Below are 26,583 nucleotides of genomic sequence, written 5' to 3' on the forward strand. Positions count from 1 at the left end.
ACACGGTCACGGACGTACTGAGTGTCGACAGTGCTATGTTATTGATAGTAAAAACTTACTCGGTGACTTTTCAAAGTAGAAAGGGCTAAAAAATATCGTTATGGTTGAAAGTTGTCGCCTTGAGAAAGGAAAACCAATCGAACTTGAGTATCGTTATTACATTAGTTCTAAGGAGTTAAGTGCTGAGCAAGCAGCGATAGCTGTCCGAGAACATTGGGGCATAGAATCGATGCACTGGGTGCTTGATGTCAGTATGAGTGAGGATGCATGTCAAATATACAACGCACACGGGGCGGAAAATCTATCATGTCTGCGTCATATGAGCTTGAATATGTTACGAGCAGAGCCGACGAAGATAAGCATTGTTGGAAAGCAAAAGCGATGCATGATGAATCCATCGATGCTTGAAGCAGTATTAAAGGCTGGATTCAGTGGTTAGGTTAAAAATTAAACACTCATGCGGTAGCCCTGACACTTATACAACCTTTACTATTTATAGCGGCAAATTAAAGTCACCCATTATTCTCTCGCCAATCGTTAACTTTAGCCTTTGTTTTTTCAGTAAACCCACTTCTAACATTGTTTAAAATTATATTTTCGGACCCGTGTGATGAACGAAGCTCCCAGTATTGAGATGAGCGACACATAATCAATAGAATCTGGTCACTCTTAGCTTTTGGAATTAACACATTTCGTAGGTAATTCTGAGCAGCCCAAACACTAGGTATGCTGTTGGCTACAGACTGGATTAACATGTCAAGGTAATGAAGCTCAAGTTGAAAGGGCTTATCGATTGATCCGTAACGACACAATTTCTCCAGAAGTGATTTGAGCTTCTGGTTTTCAGCATACAGCAGAGCTTGCCCAGCCCTATGCTGAGATATTAACCATTGATGACACCACTTCGTTGAGTTACAAACATCAAGTAGCACAAGAGCTTGATAAACTGGGGACGACGACAGATAAATCACGTGGTTGGTGGGTTCATTCAACCCTGCTATTAGACAGCTTCACTACTCAGACAATCGGGCTCATTCATCAAGAATACTGGCTTCGTCCTAATATCCTTGAAGATGCTGACGAAAATGAAAGTGGTAAGTGGTCCGCAGCGTCCTATTTCTGCCATCAACGCTTGGGAGATATCATGTCACGAGTCATTTCAGTGTGTGACAGAGAAGCAAATATATTGAGCTATATTCAAGAAAAACAGAAGCATAATGAGCGTTTCGTTGTTCGAGCGAAACATTCTAGAGTGCTGATAGAGACTGACTCTACGTTATTTGAATATCTTGAGTCACAAGCCGAACTGGGTGAATACAACATAGATATCGCCCAGAAAGGGACAAAAAATAGTAAAGGGAAGCCTGTAAACCGAGTCGCAATAAAAGCCAAGCTAACCATTAAAGTGGCACAGGTTACGTTCAAAACAAAAGGTGAGACTAAGCCAGTAAACGTGGTATACGCTCAAGAAAAAACATTAAAAAACATGACCGAGCCGCTACGCTGGGTGTTATTAACAACAGAGCCAATCGATACGTTAACTCAAGCACTTCATATTATTGATATTTACACAGCAAGATGGCAATTGAGGATTTTCATAAAGCATGGAAAACGGGAGCGACAAAGAATGACAGAGCCTAATAGCTTAGAAAGAGCGGTTTCAATCTGAGCTTTTATCGGCGTCCGTTTACTGCAACTCAGAAAAGCCATCACCATCCCTTATTATTTACGTAAAAAAGGGCTGGTTGGGGAGGCCAAAGCAGTGGAGACTCAACGTTGTTACACGGTACTCGAAGAAAATGAATGGAAGGTGTTAATGCGATTTAATAAGCCTAGAGGACATAAAGATAAAGGAGTACCGATTCTGAAATGGGCTTATCAATCAATCGCAAAACTGGGCGGTTTTACCGATATCAAACGAGCAGATATCGCAAGCTGGAGGTGGTTTGGGAAGGTTGCAGTACATTACAGTCTCATGTTGTAGGCTACCGAGTCACTAAAGAAATGATTGCTGATGGCGAGAGCTTATAAGATCTGATCAAGAGACAGTTTGATCACCCGTAATACTAATAGCATTTTGTTCTAACAGAGATTCAATTGTCGGAAGAATACAATGAAATTCATTTAATATCCTTGTATAAGAAGATCGTTTGTAGTTTACTTAACAATATTACTAGTCTCAACAAAGCCTTACATTATAAATGTCTTATTTTAAATAAGGGAGTTATTTACGATGACAAACAAAAAAGTATCATTTAAAGAAGCTACAAAGGACATGAATCCAGAAGAAATTAACATTTACAGACAAGGGTTGTCTAATAAATCATTTGCTGATATAAAACCTAAAAATGATGCTTATGATTTACACGCAACATTATTTCCAGAAGAATATGACTTTATTTATGACAGTAATGTCGATGCTAAAGAGCGTAAAAAAGGCATCAACCCAATGAATCAGGAATATACAGATAGAATGAATCAAAAACGTATTGAACTCGGGATTTCTCCTTTAGGGAGTGGCGGCAAGGAAGAAGATTCTAGTTCGATTGAACTGTGTCATTCTATTGTGAATAACTTATCCGATAGTGACGCTGAGCAACTTATTAGTGTATTAACAAATAAAAATACCAATGAAATGGTCGCCATTATTAATAAACTGTTAAATCGTTAAACGAATAAAATAAGAGTATTTTTAACAAACTCGTTATAGATATTGAATTTATAGCGTATGAGGAATATCAAACAGAGCTCATTATTTACAACGAGGTATAAGTAAAATGTATCAATGTGACCAAGGAAATTATGATGTTATTGGGGATATCCATGGGCATGTAACAAAGTTAGAAAGTCTTTTAATAAAACTAGAATATACAAAATCAGATCAAGGTTATTATTCACACTTAAGTCGAAAAGTTATTTTTTTAGGTGACTTTATTGATGGCGGTTCAGAACACCAGCAAGTTATTGATATTGTGAAGCCTATGGTCGAAAATAAAGCAGCTTATGCCATTATGGGTAATCACGAATTTAACGCTATTTCCTTCCACACAAAACACCCAGACACAGGACTTCCTTTGAGGGAACGTTCTATAAAAAATATAGGGCAACATATCGAATTTTTGTCTGAATATAAAAAACATAACGATAAAATGTTCATCGCTATCGAATGGTTCAAAACCTTACCATTATTTTTAGAATTGTCAGAGATTAGGGCTGTACATGCTTGCTGGTCTGATTATGAAATTAATAAAATCAAACACTACTTAATGCCCGACAACACCGTTAAAGCAGAGTTATCTGACGCATTTTATGTGAATGCAAACACCAAAGGGACAAATGAGTTTGATGCCGTTGAGGTTCTATTAAAAGGTGTAGAAGTCACCTTGCCCAATGGTGAAAAATTTAAAGACAAAAGTGGAGCGGAAAGGCACGAAATAAGAGTTAAGTGGTGGTTGCAAGATGGCGAGACCTATAAAGACTATGCATTAGTGCCCGCTTCAGCAAAAGTACCATCAATTCCATTTCCTCAAGACAAAATTAAACACTATTTATACGGCCAAAATCAAAAGCCCGTTTTTATCGGACATTATTGGCTAATGGGAAAACCAGAAGTACAACATAGAAACGTAGCCTGTTTAGATTACAGCGTGGCTAAAAATGGCCATCAAGTCGCATACCAGTGGACTAAAGGAGATGGCTACTTATTCGATAGTCATTTCGTTACAAGCGAATAAATTTGTATTCAGTACAATTTAGCATTTACGAGAACTTGTAAATAATTTTGTGTAACTAACTTTTAAAATAAAAAACCTCTTCCCATAAATGTAAAAAGAGGTTTTGCTGCCTATACGGCAGATACTAAAGCATGATTAATTGGGAGAACTTCACTAACATCTTTAGCTGCCTATTCGGCAGGTCACGCAAGCATTGCAAAAGCAAGACGATACATCGAATCTTTAGCTGCCTATTCGGCAGGTCACAATGAACATACCAAAAATAACTACATAAAATCAATAATTAAAAATGAAACATCATCAAATACCATCAAAAAATACAAAAAATAATACATTTAAATTTCAATACGTTACAAACCCTACTTATTAATAAGGTTAAAGCTATCGATTAACGCAGATAAGTCAGGAACCGTGCCATTCAACTTCTGATTAGTTGCAAAACCATAACGATTAAACACTGCCTTAACTTGTTTATCTACGCTACATTTTTGAATATGAAGTATGTAATCTTGATTATTACTTTGGCTGCTTATTGCGATTCGATGAAAAGCATCAAATTCTCGAGGTTCGCTATTCTTTTTGGGTTCAAAAAGTTCCCCTCTTGCAAACGCCCTTTGTTCCAATCGTTTTAACCGCCGTCTAGCCTCACCAACAAACATTTTTGCAATGCCTTGGTTACGCTTAAATCTGATTTCACCGCAATCACTTGGAACGGTTTCAACGTCTCCAATCATAAAAAAGCCACATTCTTTCATATCGTTAAAATAAGACTGTTGCCTCAAAGTTTTTAAAACATCAGCATCCTTATGAACAAAAGCGATGACATTTCCAATCGATTCGTCAGACCAAGCAGGAAAGCTTACTCCAAGACCTTCAATTTCATACTTACAGATATAACCATGCATGATTGAAATGCAGCGTCCGGTTAATAAAGCCAGGTTTGCTTCTTTTGGTACAAAGCGCAACATAAAGTAATACCGTTCCATGCTATACCTTCTTCTTAGCTTCAGCTTTTTTCTGGAACATCCCGCCCTTTATCAAAACAGCAAATAAATAATAAATATCATCACTTATAGCGTTTTCGGTGCTGTGTATCTGCTTAGCAAGCTCACTCTGATAAAGTTCAGCATTAACGAATAAAGAATAAAAACTCCGTTTAGACTCAGGGGTTCGTCGCGCTATACCTACCTCATTGTCTGCACCGTATTCATGAACACGTAATCGCTTGTCGACATCATCGTCCCACCAATCATCAATCAATTGCAGTGCTGCACCGATTTTTACCGAATTAAAACTTACAGCTAATCGACCATCAATGCATTTAACCTTAGAAAATTGCTTAGATGCTTCCCCATTTGCAGCCTTTTCGCTAAGAACTTGACTTGGATAGACCTCCTGGCAAAAAGCAGTTTGAATTCTGGCTGTTATATCTGCATTCCAAAATATGGCGCTATCAGATAAAGCATGATAAATCTCTTCACTTAATTCATCTAAAACTTGCTGTGCATCAGAAGGCCAAGCGCTTTCCCATGCAAGCTGTCGAGTGTTTACTATTTGATAACATTTCCCCGAGCTCGTTTTAATTTCAATCTGAGTATCACCTGTATTTTGGTTACGCCATAACCAAGTACCCAATAACAAATTTTTGCAGTATCTCGTCGCAAGCTCTTTATAACCACCACACTCTTTGAATTTTTTGGCCAAATCCGTTAGCAAATTAAAGATCTCAGGTTCACTACACCCAGCAGGCTTTAGTGAATTAGCCTGAATTCTCAAAGAGAAACGGCAATAAAGATATTCAACATTCGGAGGAACATAGCAATCTTCTATTACCAAGGGATTAGAATAAGCCAAGTCCTGAGGTGCCAAGTTTTTAGGTTTAAATTGAGGTGTAAACGCTTCAGTAAAACCAGCCTTCTGACCACGAATCCGGCTTATTTCAGCCTCAAGGGGAATAAAATCATTATCGTTTGTTTTATAGAAAAAAACGGCCTTACCTGGGTATAAAGAACGGTCATATTTTAAAACATTGCATAACTCCATAAAACTCCCTTAAATCCGTTTCATCAGCATTGAGGTCTCTTTTATATCAAGCATCCAAAATGCCCGTCTAAAAAAATTATGCATTCCTTGCAACCTAATATCAATTGCCGTGGTGCAATCTACGACACCGATAGCTGATTCAGCATAGCAATGCTGTAACTCAATTGACCGCTTCCTGGCTTGCGGTGCTTCGAGCAAAAGATAGCCCATCATCACCGGACATAACGAGACATTTTGCTTCAATAGCACTAACAACTCATCGAGGCTATTTATTGAATGCCTTGTCGGCATAATCCACTTTCCTGATGCAGGTAATCTTCTCAGCTTAGAATACAGAAAAGCTTCAGAGCGATATAACGCGCACCAATCAATGGTCTTATCAATTTCAGGAGGATGCATCACCCCTCCAGCAAAATTAGCAGGGAAGCTTGCTTGAATTATACCGATAGAAGAATCAAGTTCAGTTAACTCTTCTTCATAGCCATCAATATGTATAACGAGATCGAACACTAAGTCGCAATAACGATTATCTAAAATACCAGCTCTTCTAAATTGATTTTCTTTCGGCCCTTGCATGCCATATTCGGGTAGTTTCTTGCCTGTAACAGATGAGCACTGACGGATAAACCATGAGAATGATGTCATTCGTAGCGTTGTGCCCAACCTTTCATTTAAACGTCGTTGATAGTTATGCATCATCCCCCAAACTGCCGTTAATGATGGAATACCAACGCAGTATGGGTTCGATAGAGCTTGAGCATCAAATACGCGTATGCCCTTCAAATATAAATAACGATGCTGAAGATCTTCATCAAGATCAACAGATAAAATATTAGACTCTTGAGATATATTAACTAACAGCCATTTTAAAGACTCTTTTAGTGGCTTCATCAACTTTTGATTAAAAGCATACTTACTTGTAACAACAGAATGAGATAACACTGAATTTAACAAGCTAAACAAAAGTGGTAATAACTCAAGTAACTGCTCATTTTCTGCTATTAGAAATCGGTACTCTAAAGAGCCTTTAATTTCTGACAATTCAGCTAGAGATACATTATTTTCGATAATAGTTAAGCGCAGTTCTAACAATGGGACTAACCAAGCTGATAAAGTAGATCGTATTTGTTTAATACTTGCCACCTTCTGCTGTCGACGTTGCTTTAGCGCTAAGGCTAATCCAACCGACGACAAACCAGCCAGAGCTCCAGTAAAGTCTTTTTGAAATAACACCTTATTATTCAATACTGACTCACCACGAAGCACTCTAACCAACCATGAAGTATTTTGTTCGGCCTCTGATTGAGAAATTCTTGGCGGGTAATTTAATACTTTAATATTGCCGCCAAGCGAGGCGGCTAAGTCGCCAACCGACGCTGGTCGGGTAAACCCGATGCTGGTATAGCGACATTGCTTTGCAATTGCCACTTTTTGTATCTCAGATTGCAAAACATGACTAACCACAGGTGTTATCGATAAATAACTATCTCGATAAGGCATACGGACTTGAATAGAGAACTTATCAACACTATCAGGGCTTTCTATTTTAGGAAGTAATCCCTTAATCCTGCCACACAAATTATTGAAATTTTTAACAGCTAAACCAAGCGCTTGAAAAGCAACTTTCCACTCTGCCGGAGCCACTGCTAATATGGTCGCGAGGCAACATAGTTGTCCCTGCCAAACAAACTGGCTACCAAATAGCTTTGCAAAATTCACTTTCGCACTATCATGAGACCACCCCAAAGTCTGCTCATAATTAGCACTACTCAATATTGCCGCATTTAAACTCGGTGATGGCAAAATCAATCTTTGCTTGCTGACTCTTATCTCTGGATATTTAAGATTATGAGTGTGCAACCATAAAACTTCATTTAAACATTGATCTAGGTGAAACTCACTTTGCAGGGTTTTCTTTGCTAAAACTTTATCAAGCAAGTCGTCTACTAATTTCCTCGAATAAGTCAGGTTAAGTAAAATAACAAGCGCAATACTTTCATATCCAGTGATATCTAATGGTTCTGTATAGGCTGTAAATCCACGTCGCAGAGCATTATCACGATCCTGAATATCGTCAATTTCCAGTAACTGTTTGAAATGAGTAATATCTACCATGCTGATAAGTACATTCCTTGTCTATCTGAGCCAAAACTACTTTTGTACTCAATAACTTGTCTTAAATAAAACACCCCAATATGAGGGGCAACACGCTGCTTTAATTTTTGCCGATAGCCCGAAGTCAAAACCCCATCTTGATAGAGTCGATACACTTGTTCGTGGGTGGTTGATAGTAGCACCGCCGTTTCAGCCACTGACACCAACATATCAGCCACATTAGGCTTTTTAGACTTAGGATGCGACTCAACTAACTTGCAAATGTATTTCATTAAGCCAATATAGATAAAATGTGGCTCTTTACCCTCAGGCAATAAACACTGGGAGTCTAAAATCAGATCACCAAAAATAAACTTAAATGCTGTGCGATTAAAAAGGTCAATTAGTCCCAACTCGGCACCTTTACTTATCTCATCTAATTCTTGATCAAATCCAATAGGCCAGTTTTCAAAATAACTTATAGACGCATGTGCTAGATCTTCAAAATAGACTTCATGACGCTTATAAAACCAAAGCAAAGCAGCAAATCGATGAGTCGCTGATGTGCCCATAAATAACAGAGGGTTGTTAGATAAAGCATCACCTTCAAATAAGCTACGTGACAATAAAACCGCCTGGTTATCAGCTTTCGCGCTAAGAGCAGTAGCAAACTCAAAGCCACAAGCACAGTGAGTAATGGACTCGTTCTCAATGTAATTGATAGGCAACTGACACTCAGGGCATTGATGAAGAAGTTCACACTCATGCTTGGCACATGCATTAATAGGTTTCAAATGCCAAATCTGGCGAATATAAGGATCTTCTTTAATGCATTGAGGACAAATCGGCACACTTTCAATACCCTCCTCATCTGCGTAACGAATAAAGCTCAACGGAATATCAACACCATTACGGTGCACTGCCGACATACCGCCAACGAACGTTCTATTCGAGCGTAGTAAGGCCAGTTTTTGTAGTTCGTGTGGAGGTAGATCAAGAAGGGTTTCTAGCAAGCTCAACGCTCGCATTCTAAAGTGGCTATTGTGTTTGGCGTGGTAAACATTAAGGCGTTTTAAATCGACAGGGAACGCACCATGGGCCTCAAAATCAAGCTCATGAAGTTCTTCACGTATTGCTAGACTGAGCTGCTCATAAGCATCAAAAAAGTTCTCTGCCACAACACGTAGCAAGTAACTTTCCAGCGATTCATCTTTAAACGCACGAGATTTAGGTGAAAATAGAAAAGCCATACCACACCAAAACTAAGGAATTCTTAGCTTAATTTATAGGCCTTTTTCTAAAATTACAAGAAACTCTTAAGATATGTTTATATCACTAAAGATAGTATGACTAATTCAACCGAAAACTTGACTTAAAACGATAACTTACTGCACATTAGCTGATAAGATAAAACCAAATTTTAAGGGCTCAAGCTAGATATATAGCAAAGCTCATGTACACATTACCGCTAAAAGCTTGATGTGTACTATTTAATACCCAAGAGAGATTAAATGTTAACAGGTAAAATACGTAATCAAATCGACCAAGTGTGGACTATGTTTTGGACCGGCGGCGTCGCCAATCCTATCTCGGTTATTGAGCAGATATCTTATCTGTTATTTATTCGCCGTTTAGACGAGCTACAACGTACCGCTGAGCGTCGTTCGCAAGCCACGGGTATTCCTATCGCCAATCCGACCTTTGGCCCTGATGAGCAAGCGCTGCGCTGGAATAGCTTTAAAGACAAAGACCCTGACGTGATGATGGATATAGTCCAAAATCAGGTGTTTCCTAAAATCAAAACCCTGCATAACGAAGGCAGCTTTGCCGAACACATGAAAGACGCCATCTTCATGATCCCGTCACCTAAGTTACTCGACCAAGTAGTGCAATTGCTTAGCGCCATCAATATGGACGACAAAGACACCAAAGGCGACTTGTACGAATACCTGCTCAGTAAATTGCAACAATCGGGTGTCAACGGCCAGTTCCGTACTCCGCGCAACATCATTCAAATGATGGTTGAGCTAATGCAGCCAAAACTGGGTGACACCATTTGTGATCCATCGTCAGGCACTTGCGGATTTTTAATGGCGGCGCTTGAATACGTTGAAAGCCACTATAAGCAAGACGTTAACAAGCCAGAAAACCGTAAACATGTGAATAATGCTATGTTTACGGGGTTCGACTTTGATAAAAGCATGCTGCGTATTGGCGCGATGAACATGCTGCTGCACGGCATTGAAAACCCAAGCGTACTGTATCGCGACAGCTTACAAGACCAAGGCGATGCCAATATCAGTGAAGCCTACAACCTTATATTGGCCAACCCGCCGTTTAAAGGCTCGGTTGATTTTGACATTGTCGCCCCTGATTTACTGCGCGCATTAGGTAAAAACCCTGCTGCCAAAAAAGCTGCGGCAAAATACAAAACCGAAATTGATGAAAACGGTAACGAGACTCAAGTCGAAGTCAAAGTCAAAGGCCCAACCGAAAAGTCTGAGTTACTGTTTTTAGCCCTAATTTTACGCATGCTAAAAGTCGGTGGCCGTGCAGCGGTGATCGTGCCAGACGGAGTTTTGTTTGGCTCAACTAAATCGCACAAAAGCATTCGTGAAAAAATCATCAACGAGCAAAAGCTTGAAGCGGTTATATCATTGCCATCAGGGGTGTTTAAGCCTTATGCCGGTGTTAGCACCGCGATTTTAATCTTCACCAAAACTAACTCAGGCGGCACCGACAAAGTGTGGTTTTACGACATGCTTGCTGATGGTTTCTCGCTGGATGACAAACGTACACCTCTGTTTAAGGATGGCGAAACGGCTACTCATGAGCAAAGCAACATTGCCGATATCATTGCTCGTTTTATCAGCCTGACCAATCCTGATGGTACGCCAAACCTTGCTAGCCCTGAGCACAGCCGCAAAACCACCGAGCAAAGCTTTATGGTGCCAGTGGCGAGCATTACTGCCAACGACTGCGATTTAAGTCTCAATCGATACAAAGAAGTCGTGTACGAAGAAGTGCAATATGACTCACCCAAAGTGATATTAGGGCGGATTAAAACCCTGCAAGCACAAATGGTGAACGGTGTAAGTGAGTTGGAGAAACTGTTGTGATGAATTTGGTTTCTTTAGATTCAATTTTGACTTTTTATCGAGGTATAACTTTTAAACCTGATGATAAAGTGGATGCTGGGACTGATGGGTCTGTTGTTTGTTTACGAACAAAAAACATTCAAAAAGAGCTTGATGAAAGGGACTTGCTAGCAGTACCTTCGAGTTTTGTTAAACGTGATGAATTATATGTGCAAAAGGGCGATATTTTAATATCATCTGCTAATAGTTGGGATTTAGTTGGTAAATGTGTACGAGTAAATAAAACTCGCTACAAATCAACAATCGGTGGTTTCATTTCAATGCTAAGACCTAAAGCTGATTTGGTCGATCCCGATTATCTTTTCCGTTTTTTATCTATGGATAAAACCCAAGATAGTATTAGGCATCTGGGAAAACAGACAACTAACATTTCTAACTTAGATAGAGTTAGATTTCTACAACTTCAAATCCCACTCCCACCACTTGAAACCCAAAAGCAAATTGCGGCGGTGTTAGAAAAATCCGACCAACTGCGTAAAGACTGCCAGCAAATGGAGCAAGAACTAAACCGCCTCACCCAGTCAGTGTTTATTGATATGTTTGGTGACCCGGTGACTAATCCGAAAGGATGGAAGAAACTACCTTTAAAAACAATCGTTAAAGATTTTTTTGGTGGAAAAAGTCTAGTTGCTGCAGATGATCAATTTAGTAAATACAGACATAAAGTATTGAAAATAAGTGCTGTAACTTCAGGCACCTTTAAGCCTGAAGAAGTAAAACCTTTACCAAATGATTATGAACCGCCAGAAGATCATTTCGTGAAAATTAACGACCTTTTATTCAGTCGGGCAAATACAACGGATTTAGTTGGTGCAACAACGATGGTTTTTGATAAGCACGATGGGTTAGTTTTACCAGATAAATTGTGGCGTTTTATCTGGAATGATAATAATGACATATCCCCGGTGTTCATTTGGCAACTTTTGAGCGAAAAAGGTATGCGTAAGGAAATCAGCAAGCTTTCATCGGGCTCAGGTGGTTCTATGAAAAATATATCAAAAGGTAAACTTAAAACATTACCGGTTATATTGCCGCCTCTAAATCTTCAACTGAAATTTGAACGGATCTATTTAAAATTAAGAGATGAAACTGAGCGTAATAAACAAATTAGTTTATTTACTCAAGACGCCTTCAACGCCCTAATGCAAAAAGCGTTCAACGGCGAACTAAACCTCGATAACGCTAAAACTCAATAAGATGTAAAAGGAACTTACATGTCAAATACTGCTAACGTTTCAACAGACGCTCAAGGCTGCCCAACAGACGAACAGGGTTTTGCTCATGGCGGCAGCACTTTTGGCGTTAGCAATTTCGACTTTATGGATGTGGCGATTGCAAGCGGGTCATCTAATGACTTGTATTCAGCAAATTGTGCTGAAATACAATTACGCGCTAAAAACGCTGAGGCTAACATCAAAAGTGACCCACGTATTGCAGGTTTTTATGCCCGTAATGCATTGGAGTTAATGGTTGAAACCGTATTTGACATCGACAACTGGCTAACACGCCCACGGCATGACGCGACGTTAATGTCGTTGATTCATGAGCAAGGCTTTAAGCAAAACCTCAGCAGTAATTTATTCCCTAAGCTGAAACTGATTATTAAAATCGGTAACGAAGCCGTACACGGCAGAAGTGCCCCGCCACAGCGTGATGCATTACAAACGGTAAAAGAGCTGCACCATGTATTGTACTGGCTGGTGCGCACCTACACCCCAGAGTTAGATAGACAAACATTTAGCGTAAAACCGTTTGATGAAGCGTTAATTCCGCAAAAACTCGCCATTGATGCCACGCTAGTAGCCAAAGCGATGAGTAGCATTAAGCGGGTACAAGAGCTAGAAAAACAGCTGGCTGAAACGGACAATGTTAAACGCCAAGAATACCAGCAACAGTTAAATGATAACGCCGCATTAAAAGCGGCTAATACTGCCTTACTTGAGCAAATTGCTAAGGCGAAGCAAAGCGCCGAGGTTCAGCTAGACCCCCATGATTACAATGAGACTGAAACCCGTGATTACCTTATCGATACCTTGTTGCATGAGGCTGGTTGGCCATTAAGCCATGAACGTGACCGAGAATATAAGGTCACCACCATGCCAGTATCGAGTGCTAACCCGAATGGTAATGGCTATGTTGATTATGTGCTGTGGGGCGATGATGGTACTGCGCTGGCAGTAGTAGAGGCTAAGCGCACTAGCCGCCGCCCAGAAGATGGCCAACAGCAAGCCAAACTGTATGCAGATTGCTTACAAAAACAATGTGGCGTGCGCCCTGTAATATTTTACAGCAACGGTTACGAAACCCGCCTGTGGGATGATTATTTTTATCCTCCACGTAAGGTACAAGGTTTTTATACCAAGGCAGAACTTGAGTTAATGATAAAGCGACGTAAAGATCGCAAAGCATTTTTTACCACGAGCAATGGCACTGACCATGTTGAAACAACAAACCTCGACATCGATAACAACATCACTAACCGCCATTATCAAAAAGCGGCTATAACCCATATTTTGCAAGATTTTGAATTAGAGCATCAGCGCAAAGCGCTGTTAGTGATGGCTACTGGCACAGGTAAAACCCGTACAGTAATTAGCTTGGTGGATTTACTGGTTAAAAACGATTGGATTAAAAACATCGTGTTTTTAGCCGACCGCAACGCCTTATTAACCCAAGCGAAAAAGAACTTTGTTAAACAGTTGCCGCGTGTAAGCTGCTCTATTTTAAGCTCAGGCCAGAGTAAAGACAGCATTGAAAGCCGCTTGTATTTTGCCACTTACCCCACAATGAAAAACCTACTCGACCGTGGTGCCGATGAGCGACCATTCGGTGTAGGGCATTTTGATTTAATTATTGTCGATGAGGCGCATCGCTCTGTGTATTCAAAGTATCGTCAAATTTTTGAATACTTCGATGGTTTATTAGTTGGCTTAACCGCTACCCCAAAAGATGAAGTTGAAAAAGACACTTATAGCATTTTTGACTTACAAAAAGGCATGCCGACTTACGCTTATGAAGATGTCAGCGCCTATGCCGAAAAGTACCTAGTACCACCGACTAAGATAACCGTTAAAACTAAATTCTTGCGCGATGGCATTAAATACAAAGAGTTGTCGAAAGATGAGCAATTAGAGTGGGAAAGCAAAACAGAGCTTGAGGATCGTGAAGAGGTTTTATCGTCAGAGTTAAATAAATTCTTGTTCAACGAAGATACCGCAGAAAAAATGTTCGCCCAGCTAATGAGTAAAGATTTACTTGGCGGCATTCATGTTGAAGGCGGCGATGTGATTGGTAAAACCATTATATTTGCGACTAACAACGACCATGCAGTATTTTTAGAAACCGTGTTTAACAAGAACTACCCCAAGTGGGCAGGTAAGCTGGCTCGGGTTATTACCTTTAAAGAAACCTATGCCCAAAGTTTAATTGATGAATTTGGCGGTGATGAAAACGATCGTAAAGACTTTGACCCGAAAAACCCGACTTGCCGCATTGCGATATCGGTAGACATGCTCGACACCGGTATTGACGTGCCAGAAGTGGTGAACCTGGTGTTTTTTAAGGTTATCCGCTCTAAGGTAAAATTTACCCAAATGATTGGCCGTGGTACTCGCTTATGCCCCGATTTATTTGGCCCGAATGACCATAAAACCACCTTTAAAGTATTCGATTATTGCCAGAACTTTGAATACTTTGACGCCAATCCCGAAGGTTTACCCGTAAGTGTTGCTCAACCGGTGACTCAACAAGTGTTCGAAAAGCGGGTAAAGCTGAGTACCTTGCTTAACCATCGCCTGCAAGATGAAAGTTACCAAGACAAATACCCAGAAGATTGTGATTTATTACGTGGGTTAAATACCTATCAGCTTGATATGTTGCATCATCAAGTGACCGGTATGAACCTAGATAACTTTATTGTTCGCCCCAAGCGCCAAGCGGTTGAACCGTTTTTAGAGCGCACTTATTGGAACAATATTGATGACACTAAGTTTACTGAGCTAGAAAGCCATGTATCTGTATTACCCACGGAGGCAGAAGCCTTTAATCAAGATGAGCAACCCAATAACTTATCTAACCGTTTTGATAATATTATTTTGACCATGCAACTGGCTTTGCTTGAAAAAGGTATGGTGCCTGAGCAATCTCGATTACGGGTGATGGAGTTTGCTCAGCAGCTTGAAGCCAAATCAACCATTCCAGCGATACAAGCTCAATTACAGCTTATTCAAGACATACAAACCCATGAGTTTTGGCAAGACATCCATCTAGTCACACTAGAAGACATTCGTAAGCGTTTACGCAATTTAATGTTCGCCTTAGACAAAGACAAAAAAGAAGTGGTTTACACCAATTTTATTGATGATGTGCAAGGCGTTGATGATGTGACCAGCGTTTATCAAAGCCCAACCATGGACTTAGCTCAGTATCGTAAAAAAATTGAGCTGTACATTAAAGATCATCAAGACCAGTTAACCATTCAAAAGCTCAAACGTAATATGCCCATTACTCAATCGGACTTAGACGTACTCGATGGTTTATTGCTTGAAGCCAGTGGAATGAGTGACATTGATGTTTATCATGCCCAAATACTGCAAGAGAAGCCCTTAGGCACGTTTATTCGTCAGTTAGTAGGACTTGACTTAAATGCAGCTAAAAAAGCCTTCAGCAGCTTTTTAGACGCTGGCGTATACAACGCGGAACAAATTAACTTTGTGAACCAAGTCATCGATTATCTTGCACACAACGGCATACTTGATATGGCACAAATATTTGAACCACCATTTACCGATTTTCACGGCGAAAGCGCCTACGGCTTTTTTGACGAAGGTAAAGTGGTCGAGCTGTTTGGGGTGATCAGGAAAGTGAATGCCAATGCAAGTGTTACTGATGAGCCGATGACGGCTTAGAACTTAATAAATTATTTAATTAAATCAATTAGACTAGTTTGGTTTGATTGTAGACAAGGAAGAGATCTCACTATATTTACTAGTAATATTTCAATGCAGTTTAATGCGATTAATTTAAAACAAGGAACGAATGGTGCATCGACATAATTTTGAATTGTTACAAAAAGAAGCTATTAGGCTTATCAATATTGAATCCAATTTTTTAGCTGAGCTGGATCATGTTCCAGGTTTGATAATGCCACAGCAAGCAGAGAAACAGACTTTTGATCAAACGTCTGTTAAGCATCGGGTTGAAGTATTACAAGGAGAAAAAATTAAGCTAGAAAATCAAGAATTAGTAATTGCGGTAGTGGGAACGATGAAAGCAGGTAAATCCACCACTATTAACGCAATCGTAGGTACAGAGATTTTGCCCAATCGAAATAGACCGATGACGGCACTACCAACATTAATTCGACATGTTGTTGGCCAGAAAGAGCCTATTTTACATCTTCAAAATAACCAGCCATTAAATGCATATTTACAGACACTTCAGTCAGGCTTGGGTAAGTCAAAATTTGGCATAGAAAATCAAGAAGATATGGAGCCCGTGATACGCCATATTGAAAGTGGAAAGCCTTTTGAAAAGGAATATATTGGTAAAGAAAATATTTATGAGTTTCTGAAAATGTTGAACGACTTAGTTCGTTTCAGTGTTGTATCGAATACCGATTTTCCCTTCGCACATTATAACAAAATTGATGAGCTACCTGTTATTGAGATTGAGTTCTCTCATTTAAGCAATTACACCGAGCAGGTTGGTAAATTAACATTGCTAGACACACCAGGTCCAAATGAGGCTGGTCAGGAACATTTAAAACCAATGTTACGTGACCAACTTAAAAAAGCTTCCGCGATCCTCGCGGTGTTGGACTATACCCAGTTAAAATCAGATGCTGATGGTGTTGTAAGGAAAGAACTTCAAGATATTGCTGAAACTTGTGGCGATCGCTTATTTGTTTTAGTTAACAAATTTGATCAGCGAGACCGCAATGCTGATTCTGCAGAACAAATTCAACACTATGTGGCTGAGAATTTAATGGCGGGAGCAGTCGCACACGAAGCTGTATATCCAGTATCAGCAAGTCGTGCTTATTTAGCATCACGAGCAAAGATGGAGGTTAAACTAAACCAGAGCTTAGATATCAAGCAATCTTGGGTAGAGGATTTTGGTAAAATCGCGTTTGGTGAAGATTGGCTAGACGATATAGTTGATAGCGATAGTGTACTAAAAAAGGCTGATGGGATATGGAAAAAAGCAGGCTTTGAATTGCCTTTACAACATGTGATTCAGAACTCCTACAAAAAAGCAGGAGTGCTGTCGTTAACAGCTGCAGCAAGTAAGCTTGATCATACTGCTCGAGATTTGGAAAACTTTTTAGAGCTTCGTAATACTGGTTTAAGAACAAGTACAGATGAGCTGAATGGGCTTATTAGTAACCTGAATCATGATATAGAACGTTTAACCTACTTAACAAAGCAGACAAATCAGAAGTTACAAAGCTCTGCCGACGATCTTGAACAGTCTTATATCGATGTATTTTCAAATATTGAAAAAAAGGTTATGAGCAATATTAGCTTTTACTTTAAAGAAGGAAAAGAAAAAGAAAAGACTCAGGCTGAAGCTAAAAAATCGAAAACTAAAGCTAAAAAAACTACAGGTATATTCCAGCATTTGTTTGTTCAGGCAGAAGGCAATACTGGAAATAAGGACTTTGATCCAAACAGCCCAAAGATACAGTTTGATAGTGCAGATGATGCTAAAGAATTACTTAACAAAATACGTAAAAGTTTGGATACGATTGCAAGTGATTCAACAGCAAACCAATTGCCGATCCTGAAAAACGCAATTAGTGCCTTTGAACTTTATCTGAACAATCAAGTTAAAAGTGACTGCGAAAAGTTACTTAATAGTATTCAACACAACCTAGAGAGTAATAACTTCAAGCTTGATATCCGCATGCCTGATATCCACATCCTTCGCTCAATAGATTTGCTTAGTAATGCAGATTTAAGTGATGTACAAGAAAAATCAAAAACGGTTACTAGACAGCGCCGACAAAGTGGTGGTTGGGGGACAGTATGTCGCTGGTTCAATACCGATGATTGGGGGTGGGAGAGCTATCAAAGAGAAGAAAAATACTTTGAAATCGATATTGAAAAAATTCGCAAAAATATTAGCAAGGTATTGAAAAAAAATCTAAAAGAAACGTCAGAAAATGTGGTTCAGGAGATTATTTCTCCCCTCAAGCTAGAAGTCAAAAAGCTATTCAGTGAATTAAGTCACATCATAGAGAGCATTCGTCAGGATTTACTGCAAAGTGTTGCCGATCATCAAAAATCAAAGAATGAACAGGAAGAGTTAATGTCTTGGCTAGACAAACATAGCAAGCAAGCTCACCTTATACATATAGATAGTGAAGGACTAGTTGAAGATGTGGGGGGATTACTTGTCCACTCCCAAAGCAAGGAAGGCAATGATGGAAGATAACATAAAACTGAATAGTGATGTTTGTCAGATATTATCTGCCGTACCAGAAAAGTTTGTGGTCGATTTTGCCAATAACATTACGGTGGCCCAGGATCATGAACGTATCCAGCGCACTCAAAAAAGCTTTTTTCAACGCTTATATAGTGGAGCAACAGGGCAAAACTGGCAACGCCAACATGAAGTGAACTCAAGTATCATCAAAATAGCTGAGTCTCAGTTAATCATGTTGACTGATTTAAACAATAGTGTGGCACTGGGCTTTAAAGCTATTAGCAAAGTTACTAATAGATTGAACGATCTGTCCACTAATGTTGCAGATATAGCTGATTTTGCAGTTAATACACGAACAACTCTGGAGCAATTAAACAGCCAGTTTTCAGAACGTTTTTTCCAATTAGAGCAACGGCTAGCTAGAGTAGAGTTAGAAGCATCCGCAGCACAACAGGTTAGCTATGTATTTAATCAATGGGCTGCAGGGCACTTCCAGCATCTACCTGTTGCAGGACGAGCTTATGCAGCTTTAGAAGAACTGAATTGGGGCGACTATGGCAGATTAATCCGAACAGCTGAACATCATCAGTTGGATAGAATGTTGGATGGTTTAAGTAATCGCCTGATGATTCAGATGCGTGAGGATACAGAGCTCTGCAAAAATACTCGGGTTGATTATCGGAGTTGGCTACGTCCAGAGAGTTTATTAACCCAAGATTATCAATATGCGATTGAATATTTAGCCGAGGATTACCAAAATACCTCAGCACCATTCATTAATAGTTTGTTTGTGGGGAGCCAAGAATTGCCTATGGCCGTTCCAAGGATCTGTACTGCAGAGCGACTTTCTGATGCTTTAGTGGATGAAGTATTTCGGGAGGCGTCATGAGCCCGATGAAAGTAGGTTTAGTTCTTTCTGGTGGGGGGGCAAAAGGAGCCTATCAGGTTGGTGTATTGAAGGCACTAAAAGAACTAAAAATAGAAGTACATGCTATTTCTAGTGCAAGCATTGGTGCATTAAATGGTGCGATTTTAGCTTCAGCCGATACTTTCGATGATGGAATAGCTAATTTGGAAGAAATTTGGCGATACCTCGCTGATAACTCACCAGTTGAGATGAAGTATTCGGTCTATCCTTATTTCCTGGCTTCTGCAGGAGTTCGTTTCAATCCAATGTTTGCAGGACTGCTTGCTGGATTGCCGAAAGCAACCAGATGCCTTTTCCCTGAGCAAGACTGCTGGCAGCCTTCAATATTAAGCAATGAACCGCTTAAAAAACTTTTAGATAAACACCTCTGTTTAGATAAATTAAGCACAGGTGTACCATTTTATGTGTCTGTATTCAAAAGTCGCGGCTTGCTAATGGACATTAGTGGTATTCTTGGCGCTGAGTTTGGAATTATTGAAAATCCTGACTCAGAGTATTTTCACCTTCAAAGTTTACCACTTGCGCAGCAGCACAAAATGTTAATGGCATCAGCGTCTATTCCTATTTTATTTAGTAAGCAAGGAATTGATGATGCTGTTTACACCGATGGAGGCCAGGGATCATGGAGCAAACAACATGGTAATACGCCTATTCAACCACTAATAGATGCCGGTTGTAATATGTTGATTGTAAATCACTTAAATGATGGCTCGTTGTGGAGTCGTCATGATTTCCCAGATACAACCATTTTGGAAATTCGCCCTCAAACTTCACTTGGCCGAGATAAAGGAACTACAGGGGCCGTGAAAGATATTCTTGGCTTTAACTGTGAGAAAATAAACTCATGGATGGAGCAAGGTTATGTTGATGCTAAAGCTTGTGTGACAAAAGTGTTGGAACTAAGCGAATCTAGGCATAATCTAAAGTCTTCGAAACAGTTGCTTATAGAAAGCGATAAAGCTAGTGAAGCTGTCGATAGACGACTCTCTGACTCAATGTCGGCTTTAAACACAATGAAAAGCAAATGTTGATAGAGAATTATCAAAGACCAATCTAATAGATATAAACAGCCATAGTTTCTTTATTTCTAAATCAATCTGTCTTAATTTTCTGTAATAATAAAGCCCTTTCTTCTTCACTCATCTTTTCAAGTAAGCACAGCAACTCAGCTGTGCTTTCTGATTCACAAAAAAAGTAAGCCACAGGTACACCTAGCTCATCGGCCATGGCCTTTAAGGTGGTGTAGTCAGGGGTGTGCTTGCCCTTTTCATAATGATTCATGCGCGCGCTTGCCGTACCGGGTTCCATACCCAATTGGATACCAAGTTGCTTTTGGCTAATACCCTTAGCCTTTCTTGCCTGCTTAAGCCTATGCGGCAATGGGTTAATCTGTTTTTCTGACACGAGTTCATTTTTATTATTAATTCCAGATAACTTAGATTGTCTTAGTTTTTTGCCTTGAGGTATACTAAGGAATCCTTAGCTTTTTGTATCTAATTGTCAAGTTTTTAGATTCAAACAAAAAGTTAAGCTATTGCCATGAAGAAGTAACAATGGAATGTCACAAAAAAACACCTTGGATGAACTCTTTACTTATTGAAATTATTATAAATTGGTAGTTAACGTGACAGTATCTGTTATCAGCATAAATGAAGTTATCCTTAACATTTTGATGGATAAAAAATTACAACAAATTAGTGCAGTTGAGCTAAAAAATTTGTTTCTGGATGCTTGTCCGGCCTCAAAAAACAAACAAGCTGCTCAATTAGTTCATAGAACACTCAATAAATTGTGTCGGTATCAGTTTTTCGAAAAAGTAGCTGTAGGTAAAAAAGTAATGTTTTCAAAAACAGCACAATTTGATGAAAGCCGCCTTAGTGACAGTAAATCTAAGTCTGAAGTTATTTATCCGAGCGAAGTAAAAACAAGCATGACAAATTCAAATGAACTAAAAGCAACACTTAATCAATACCAGATAGATCTACTTGGGCTGATTGGTGAAGCTGAAGAGTTTAAAAGGCTTATTAATGATTATCCGGAAGCTAAAACGACACTTTACCCTCGCTATATGCAGGCTAAAAACCAAAGTTCAACGATGTTTGGCAAGATCAATGCTATTGAAGTTTTTATAAACAGTTTAGAGGCCAGTTAACATGATAAAGCTCAGAGATTGGCAAACGCGATGTGTTAAACATGCTCTTAATATCTATCAATCACAAAGTCATTTTTTATGTTTAGCGACACCAGGTGCAGGCAAAACTGTGATGGCATCTGAGCTTGCGATGAGATTATATGAACAAAACAAAATTGATTTTATTTTGTGTTTTTCACCATCAACAGAAGTAAATGAAAGTATTCAGCAGACATTCTCAAATAGATTTAAACGTCAATTTAACGGGCTAATTGGCGCTATAGGCGGGGTATATACCTACCAATCAATGCCTTCCTTATCTGATGAGGTCTGGAAATTAATACGCAGTCATAATGTGTTTGTGATAATGGATGAGATACATCATCTTAAAGGCACTGAAGTTGGTAATGCCAATGCTTGGGGAGAAGAGGTATTGATCAATATTCAAAAGCAAGCTCGCTACACTCTTGCCCTTTCAGGTACGCCATGGCGCTCTGATAATGCCCCTATTGTATTATCGACATTTACTGAACCTGATAACACAATTCATTGTGATTTTATCTACGGCTTAAAGGAGGCAATTGCTGATGGAGTATGCAGAGAACCTAAAATAGTGCTGATTGATAACAATAAAATAAACTTGGAAAGTAACAATCTTCAAGAGTCATTTTCTTCAATTGAGCAATTACTGAGTAAGTCTAAGGTGAGCTTTCAAGGACTCATTACACACCCAAAGATAATGGAATATATGCTGGGTGAAGGTGTTAACAAACTAAATGAAATCCGCGAGCATAATCCAAAAGCAGGTGGATTAGTTATTGCTACATCGATTCAGCACGCAAAGCAGTTACATCACATTTTAGTCGATAAACTCAAGCAAACTGCGAGTATTGTTACTTCAAAAGTACAACGCCCATCCTTAATTATTGATAATTTTCGACGCAGTAAAGTACAGTGGATTGTTAGTGTGGGAATGGTAAGTGAAGGGACGGATATACCGAGACTACAAGTTTGTTGTCATTTGAGTAGGATAAAGACTGAAATGCATTATCGGCAAGTTTTAGGTCGAATACTAAGAGTGACTGACGATAAAGATCAGCAAGCTTGGTTGTTTACGTTAGCTGAAAAAAACCTTACCGAATTTGCATATCGCATTAATGAAGACTTACCAGAAAAAACAGTTGTGTTTGAAAAATCAATTTCTGATGAGTTAGATTTAACATCTGAAGCGTCATATGACGCAGAGCCAGAAACGACTTTTGACTTTAATATAGACTTGAATTTAACTCAGGATAAAAAGCCTGTAAATCCGCCACAGAATTTATCAGATCTTGATGAAGAAAACCTTTATAACTTGACGCTACTTGGTGGTTTCAAGGAAAAAATAGTGAAGATGTTTGATGCTCATTTTCTGAGTAACTGAGCTAAAGTTTTTGATTCTGAAAACTCACGAGAAACAAGCATATCCTCAGGGCTCATTGCATTCGAGTTATATCTAGAAGGTTTGATCACTTCAGATATTCCTATTTCGAGAACTGGCTGCTTAAAAGGATTTAGAGATTCTTTATCTTTAATGTCAATATTGAAGATCTGGCTATACGCTTCAGACAAGTGCTCACAATTTAAAGTGTCGGAATTGTTGCTAAGAGCTATTTTCAGCGCTTCTAAAAGTAAATGCTTTAGAATCCTATTTTCACCTCGGCTTGCCGCAAACAATGGTATAGAAATTTGTTGGCTCTCGAGTTTTGGTGGCTCACTGAATGGCATATGTTTGGCCAACCCACCCAAATATTCTAGAAAGTACTTCCTGTCATTTTTAAGGCTAAAATACTCTAGTTTTCTTCTTCTCACTAAGCGAGATGACCACTGTGGTTCTTCAGCAATTTGTTCGGCCCAAGGCATACCGACTAACACAATTGGGACTTTTGCTTCTTCACTTATATACTTCAACGCATTTGCAATTAATTGTCGCTCTTGAATTGTTTTGAACTCGATTAATTCTTGAAACTCATTAATGATAAGTAGCTCAACTTTGGCCTTAACCAAACTATCGACCAGTTTTTTCCTCATGTCAGTGGCATAGCCGCGCTTCTTTCTTTGATGGCTACCAAAAAGTTCAAGGTCCATCAACATCTGAGTTAATGTGGCATCCAACCCCTTACCACTAGATATACGACTCACTAGGACAGGCATAGATTCACGACCGTAACTCTGGCTAGCGAAGACACGTTTTATGTAGTGATTAATCAGATGGCTTTTGCCTACACCGGTATCACCCGTTAATAGCATGCATTGTTGATCAGATTGAAAATGACGATTTAACCTTAACTCATCAAAATCGTTAAAAATGATTTTAACTTGTGGATGAAGGACCATACAGTCACTAAATATTTGTAATTGCTCGATCTGAACAGAGCTTAAATTCTTCATTCAAAATCCTCTAAATCATCATCCCAGCTATCGAGAATATCTTTGATATTCTGTTCCGGTTCATTGGAGATTAAAGGCAACAATTCATTTTTTTCAAGCTTAATTGTACCTTGCCCAGTATTACTAATATCAGCCAGTTGAGCCTGTTTCTTAACAGCAGTAATTTTAGCTTTTGTTTTGAATGTAATAAATGATTCTTGCTCTTGCTTAACTCGCGCATGAATTGCCATTCGGGCTTTAGCTAGCCCCAAATTATCTTTACCTTCCCTAATCACCTCGCGATTAATTTGCTTAATCACTTTATGCTCGTGGAGGCTCAATCCCTTGGTATAACCACTATTATCTGTGCAGGGTACTTTGATGTAACCGCCTAACTCTTCAAGATACACGTGAATATTAGATAGATCATCAGGGTCTACTTTTATGATTTTTTTGATAGTCTCTTTGCTTTGTGGGTAATGTTTTCTGTAATCAGCCAAAGCAGTAGAGTCATACATTAGTTCTTCGTATTTAAAGCCATTTCTGGTTAAAGTACGCTCATCTGAAATACCCATCAACACAGTAAATCGTTGTTCGTCCTCTTTACTCATCTTTAATGGAGGGTAAATATCAAAACCACGCTGCCACTGTTTTACTGGAATACGTGTTTCACGTGAATTTGAATCTTGGTGATAAACATCAACAATCCAACGATGAAACTCTTCAACAAAAACAGAGAAGCGCATAATGGCGTCTTTTTCAGGTTTATAGTCTTCTTTTGCTAGAATATTAGAGAAAGTTTTACCTGGTAACTCAGTTAAAAAGCATTCATTTATCATCCCGAAAAAACGTTCTACAAATGGCTTTAACCAAGGTTTACGAACAGGATTATATTGGATGTTTATACCTGTTTCTTTGCAAGCATGCTCTAAGCTTTTAGACCAAAATTCTGCGCCATTATCCACAACTAGATTTTCAAATTTACCAAAACAAGGCCAATCATTCTGAAGCTTGATATCAAGCCCTTCAAATGATTTGGGTTTTATTGCATGTACGATTGCCTTGGCAGCTGAAACATATGAAGGTGACCGGTAACTTAAGTGAAACCCCAAAACACAACCACTAAAAACATCGACGATTAAAGTTAAATATGGCCTGCCTAGCGGGATAGATAACTCATCATCAAGCAGGATTAGATCAAGTGGTGTGTGATCGATTTCCACACGTTCTAATATTCGAGTCGGGGGTATATGTGATGAGCAATAAGCAAACCACTGATCAGCTTTAAATTTACCATGCCGCGCCACTGCAACAGGATAAGGAGGCAGTGACTTTATTCTTTGGTTAAAGCTTTTGTAAGAAATGATAGGAATTTGTCCATCAACAATGTTTTCATTCTCAATGGTTATGGCGTCTTTATAGTATTGATATGCTGTAGATACTCTGGGTCTTTTAGCATCTAAAAAACGAGTTAGGGCTTGCTCAAAAAAGGCTTCATCTCCCTGAGCTCGACTTGTTCTGTTGCCCATTCTATGTCGCTTAGCGACTAATGATGCAAGATCGCCGTTACTGTCAATGTAGCTTTTACGCCAACGAACTAATGTTCGCCAATTAGGGCGTTTTTCCATAGAAGTAGCAAAAATTGTATCAAGAATAGGATCTAGACTTTTTTGAGTCCATCCTGTTATATTTTTTCTCTCTATAAAAGCAATAAGTTGATATTTATCGAGAGCTTTATTTTTTAAATAATCAGAAAAGGTATCTAAATCTCGTTTCACTAAAGCTACATCGTCTAATTTCACATATTGAATAGGTGTATCGGGTTTCCTAACTAATTCAGAATCACTGAACTCATCCTCAAAGTCTATCATTCAATACACCATACTGAAGGGTTACAAGTAAGATCATCCTGGTTTAAGTTGGTCTTGATTAATCCTTTATGTATCAGAGAATAAAGATATGACCTAGCCTCACCTAATGATAATGACTGTTTTATTGCGACATCATTTACACTTATTTTTCCTGATCTTTTTATAAGCTTCAGCAATTCAATTTGAATAGTATTTAAGCCATATATTCCCGAATAACGGTGCAATATTTTAAGGTTGTTTAGAATAGGATTTACGCGGATTTGACGTTCTGTTACCAAAATAAGATCTGCTCCCAAGGACTGGACTGCCACTTTCTTAGCTACAAATTTAGCTCTAAAGATTGGATCGAATGTTTTACTATAAGGTTTGTATTCATGGAACTTAACTGTCCCATCGATAAAGTGAACTATCGCATCAGGTGTATAGGGCAGTTTTTTGCCCTCAAAATCGTAATAAAACCCTTCAGGCTGACTACCAAACACCTTTATAAAGTCATTGTATTCATGATGAAAACACGCATCAAACTCCAATGAACTTTCACACATTATTGTTTCACTAACTTTTGCGCTAGCGAATTTAAATACGTTTTTGTTCGGTGATGGTTTACGTAAGCTTCTTATATACATGAGTTAAATTCGCAAAAATACAGTACACTTAGTGTACTATCATACGAGAATTTGTCAACGTATGAGTTATTAACATCTCAAGATACTGATTTTAAAAATAATGGATTTTGTAATATAATTACAAAATCCATTTTTATGTCAAACTATGGGTTAATTATGTC

General features: G+C 38.9%; 18 protein-coding genes and 2 pseudogenes. 12 read left to right on the forward strand and 8 right to left on the reverse strand.

Annotated elements, in window-relative coordinates; genetic code table 11:
• The 4 genes and pseudogenes from AAEZ00_RS16685 to AAEZ00_RS16700 all read left to right on the forward strand — a co-directional run.
• Positions 1 to 439: pseudogene (locus tag AAEZ00_RS16685) on the forward strand (ISAs1 family transposase); the annotation flags it as partial.
• Between the two features lie 408 nt (positions 440 to 847).
• A pseudogene (locus AAEZ00_RS16690) lies at positions 848 to 1,669 on the forward strand (IS4 family transposase); the annotation flags it as partial.
• Positions 1,670 to 2,233: 564 nt separating this feature from the next.
• Positions 2,234 to 2,671, forward strand: coding sequence for a hypothetical protein (locus AAEZ00_RS16695; RefSeq protein ID WP_351089138.1), 438 nt, complete (start codon positions 2,234 to 2,236; stop codon positions 2,669 to 2,671).
• Between the two features lie 106 nt (positions 2,672 to 2,777).
• Positions 2,778 to 3,734 (forward strand): metallophosphoesterase, encoded by a 957-nt coding sequence (locus AAEZ00_RS16700; protein ID WP_351089140.1) that lies wholly within the window; start codon positions 2,778 to 2,780, stop codon positions 3,732 to 3,734.
• A 359-nt stretch (positions 3,735 to 4,093) separates the two neighbouring features.
• On the opposite strand, the gene cas6f is transcribed toward AAEZ00_RS16700, so the two are convergent.
• From cas6f to AAEZ00_RS16720, 4 genes are read right to left on the reverse strand one after another with little or no spacing between them, the layout of a single operon-like run.
• Positions 4,094 to 4,720 carry a type I-F CRISPR-associated endoribonuclease Cas6/Csy4 gene (gene cas6f, locus AAEZ00_RS16705; RefSeq protein WP_351089142.1) on the reverse strand — a complete coding sequence of 209 codons (627 nt, stop codon included), beginning with the start codon at positions 4,718 to 4,720 and terminating at the stop codon, positions 4,094 to 4,096.
• Between the two features lies 1 nt (position 4,721).
• Positions 4,722 to 5,777, reverse strand: coding sequence for a type I-F CRISPR-associated protein Csy3 (gene csy3 / locus AAEZ00_RS16710; RefSeq protein ID WP_351089144.1), 1,056 nt, complete (start codon positions 5,775 to 5,777; stop codon positions 4,722 to 4,724).
• A 9-nt stretch (positions 5,778 to 5,786) separates the two neighbouring features.
• Complete coding sequence (locus AAEZ00_RS16715) at positions 5,787 to 7,892, reverse strand: type I-F CRISPR-associated protein Csy2 (protein WP_351089146.1); 2,106 nt, start codon at positions 7,890 to 7,892, stop codon at positions 5,787 to 5,789.
• Entirely contained in the window at positions 7,886 to 9,121 is a 1,236-nt protein-coding gene (locus tag AAEZ00_RS16720) for a TniQ family protein (RefSeq protein WP_351089148.1), read from the reverse strand. The genes AAEZ00_RS16715 and AAEZ00_RS16720 overlap by 7 nt, the downstream gene beginning before the upstream one ends.
• A gap of 261 nt (positions 9,122 to 9,382) precedes the next feature.
• Here AAEZ00_RS16720 and AAEZ00_RS16725 point away from each other — a divergent pair, with 261 nt between their 5' ends.
• From AAEZ00_RS16725 to AAEZ00_RS16750, 6 genes are all read left to right on the forward strand, one after another.
• Complete coding sequence (locus AAEZ00_RS16725; RefSeq protein ID WP_351089150.1) at positions 9,383 to 10,990, forward strand: type I restriction-modification system subunit M; 1,608 nt, start codon at positions 9,383 to 9,385, stop codon at positions 10,988 to 10,990.
• The gene (locus AAEZ00_RS16730; RefSeq protein ID WP_351089152.1) at positions 10,990 to 12,225 is read left to right on the forward strand and encodes a restriction endonuclease subunit S; all 1,236 of its coding nucleotides are present in this window, start codon (positions 10,990 to 10,992) and stop codon (positions 12,223 to 12,225) included. Before AAEZ00_RS16725 ends, AAEZ00_RS16730 begins: the two co-directional genes overlap by 1 nt.
• Before the next feature lie 18 nt (positions 12,226 to 12,243).
• Positions 12,244 to 15,936 carry a DEAD/DEAH box helicase family protein gene (locus AAEZ00_RS16735; protein WP_351089154.1) on the forward strand — a complete coding sequence of 1,231 codons (3,693 nt, stop codon included), beginning with the start codon at positions 12,244 to 12,246 and terminating at the stop codon, positions 15,934 to 15,936.
• Positions 15,937 to 16,066: 130 nt separating this feature from the next.
• Entirely contained in the window at positions 16,067 to 18,466 is a 2,400-nt protein-coding gene (locus tag AAEZ00_RS16740; RefSeq protein ID WP_351089156.1) for a dynamin family protein, read from the forward strand.
• Positions 18,453 to 19,346, forward strand: a complete 894-nt coding sequence (locus AAEZ00_RS16745) for a diguanylate cyclase regulator RdcB family protein (protein WP_351089158.1) — start codon at positions 18,453 to 18,455, stop codon at positions 19,344 to 19,346. The genes AAEZ00_RS16740 and AAEZ00_RS16745 overlap by 14 nt, the downstream gene beginning before the upstream one ends.
• Entirely contained in the window at positions 19,343 to 20,416 is a 1,074-nt protein-coding gene (locus AAEZ00_RS16750) for a patatin-like phospholipase family protein (RefSeq protein ID WP_351089160.1), read from the forward strand. The genes AAEZ00_RS16745 and AAEZ00_RS16750 overlap by 4 nt, the downstream gene beginning before the upstream one ends.
• A 61-nt stretch (positions 20,417 to 20,477) precedes the next feature.
• Here AAEZ00_RS16750 and AAEZ00_RS16755 read toward each other — a convergent pair whose 3' ends face one another.
• Positions 20,478 to 20,789: a helix-turn-helix domain-containing protein gene (locus AAEZ00_RS16755; protein ID WP_351089162.1), complete on the reverse strand. Its 312-nt coding sequence runs from the start codon at positions 20,787 to 20,789 to the stop codon at positions 20,478 to 20,480.
• Between the two features lie 220 nt (positions 20,790 to 21,009).
• On the opposite strand from AAEZ00_RS16755, the gene AAEZ00_RS16760 reads away from it, so the two are divergent.
• Both AAEZ00_RS16760 and AAEZ00_RS16765 read left to right on the forward strand, forming a co-directional pair.
• Complete coding sequence (locus AAEZ00_RS16760) at positions 21,010 to 21,537, forward strand: VspR family transcription factor (protein WP_351089164.1); 528 nt, start codon at positions 21,010 to 21,012, stop codon at positions 21,535 to 21,537.
• Position 21,538: 1 nt separating this feature from the next.
• Positions 21,539 to 22,939, forward strand: coding sequence for a DEAD/DEAH box helicase (locus AAEZ00_RS16765; RefSeq protein WP_351089166.1), 1,401 nt, complete (start codon positions 21,539 to 21,541; stop codon positions 22,937 to 22,939).
• Here AAEZ00_RS16765 and AAEZ00_RS16770 read toward each other — a convergent pair.
• From AAEZ00_RS16770 to AAEZ00_RS16780, 3 genes are read right to left on the reverse strand one after another with little or no spacing between them, the layout of a single operon-like run.
• Positions 22,921 to 23,946: a TniB family NTP-binding protein gene (locus AAEZ00_RS16770; protein WP_351089168.1), complete on the reverse strand. Its 1,026-nt coding sequence runs from the start codon at positions 23,944 to 23,946 to the stop codon at positions 22,921 to 22,923. The genes AAEZ00_RS16765 and AAEZ00_RS16770 overlap by 19 nt on opposite strands.
• The gene (locus tag AAEZ00_RS16775; RefSeq protein WP_351089170.1) at positions 23,943 to 25,796 is read right to left on the reverse strand and encodes a TnsB C-terminal domain-containing protein; all 1,854 of its coding nucleotides are present in this window, start codon (positions 25,794 to 25,796) and stop codon (positions 23,943 to 23,945) included. Before AAEZ00_RS16775 ends, AAEZ00_RS16770 begins: the two co-directional genes overlap by 4 nt.
• Positions 25,793 to 26,341, reverse strand: coding sequence for a TnsA endonuclease N-terminal domain-containing protein (locus tag AAEZ00_RS16780; RefSeq protein ID WP_351089172.1), 549 nt, complete (start codon positions 26,339 to 26,341; stop codon positions 25,793 to 25,795). Before AAEZ00_RS16780 ends, AAEZ00_RS16775 begins: the two co-directional genes overlap by 4 nt.
• Between the last annotated feature and the right edge of the window lie 242 nt (positions 26,342 to 26,583).

Origin of the sequence: Shewanella sp. S1-49-MNA-CIBAN-0167, from assembly GCF_040310145.1 — a bacterium.
Taxonomy (GTDB): domain Bacteria; phylum Pseudomonadota; class Gammaproteobacteria; order Enterobacterales; family Shewanellaceae; genus Shewanella; species Shewanella psychromarinicola.

What these genes read in the sequence shown, in the direction of transcription:
- AAEZ00_RS16765 (WP_351089166.1), top strand. Translation starts at nt 21,539, where the DNA reads ATGATAAAGCTCAGAGATTGGCAAACGCGATGTGTTAAACATGCTCTT.
- AAEZ00_RS16775 (WP_351089170.1), bottom strand. Translation starts at nt 25,796, where the DNA reads ATGATAGACTTTGAGGATGAGTTCAGTGATTCTGAATTAGTTAGGAAA.
- AAEZ00_RS16745 (WP_351089158.1), top strand. Translation starts at nt 18,453, where the DNA reads ATGATGGAAGATAACATAAAACTGAATAGTGATGTTTGTCAGATATTA.
- AAEZ00_RS16735 (WP_351089154.1), top strand. Translation starts at nt 12,244, where the DNA reads ATGTCAAATACTGCTAACGTTTCAACAGACGCTCAAGGCTGCCCAACA.
- csy3 (WP_351089144.1), bottom strand. Translation starts at nt 5,777, where the DNA reads ATGGAGTTATGCAATGTTTTAAAATATGACCGTTCTTTATACCCAGGT.
- cas6f (WP_351089142.1), bottom strand. Translation starts at nt 4,720, where the DNA reads ATGGAACGGTATTACTTTATGTTGCGCTTTGTACCAAAAGAAGCAAAC.
- AAEZ00_RS16780 (WP_351089172.1), bottom strand. Translation starts at nt 26,341, where the DNA reads ATGTGTGAAAGTTCATTGGAGTTTGATGCGTGTTTTCATCATGAATAC.
- AAEZ00_RS16750 (WP_351089160.1), top strand. Translation starts at nt 19,343, where the DNA reads ATGAGCCCGATGAAAGTAGGTTTAGTTCTTTCTGGTGGGGGGGCAAAA.
- AAEZ00_RS16700 (WP_351089140.1), top strand. Translation starts at nt 2,778, where the DNA reads ATGTATCAATGTGACCAAGGAAATTATGATGTTATTGGGGATATCCAT.
- AAEZ00_RS16770 (WP_351089168.1), bottom strand. Translation starts at nt 23,946, where the DNA reads ATGAAGAATTTAAGCTCTGTTCAGATCGAGCAATTACAAATATTTAGT.
- AAEZ00_RS16740 (WP_351089156.1), top strand. Translation starts at nt 16,067, where the DNA reads ATGGTGCATCGACATAATTTTGAATTGTTACAAAAAGAAGCTATTAGG.
- AAEZ00_RS16730 (WP_351089152.1), top strand. Translation starts at nt 10,990, where the DNA reads ATGAATTTGGTTTCTTTAGATTCAATTTTGACTTTTTATCGAGGTATA.
- AAEZ00_RS16695 (WP_351089138.1), top strand. Translation starts at nt 2,234, where the DNA reads ATGACAAACAAAAAAGTATCATTTAAAGAAGCTACAAAGGACATGAAT.
- AAEZ00_RS16720 (WP_351089148.1), bottom strand. Translation starts at nt 9,121, where the DNA reads ATGGCTTTTCTATTTTCACCTAAATCTCGTGCGTTTAAAGATGAATCG.
- AAEZ00_RS16725 (WP_351089150.1), top strand. Translation starts at nt 9,383, where the DNA reads ATGTTAACAGGTAAAATACGTAATCAAATCGACCAAGTGTGGACTATG.
- AAEZ00_RS16715 (WP_351089146.1), bottom strand. Translation starts at nt 7,892, where the DNA reads ATGGTAGATATTACTCATTTCAAACAGTTACTGGAAATTGACGATATT.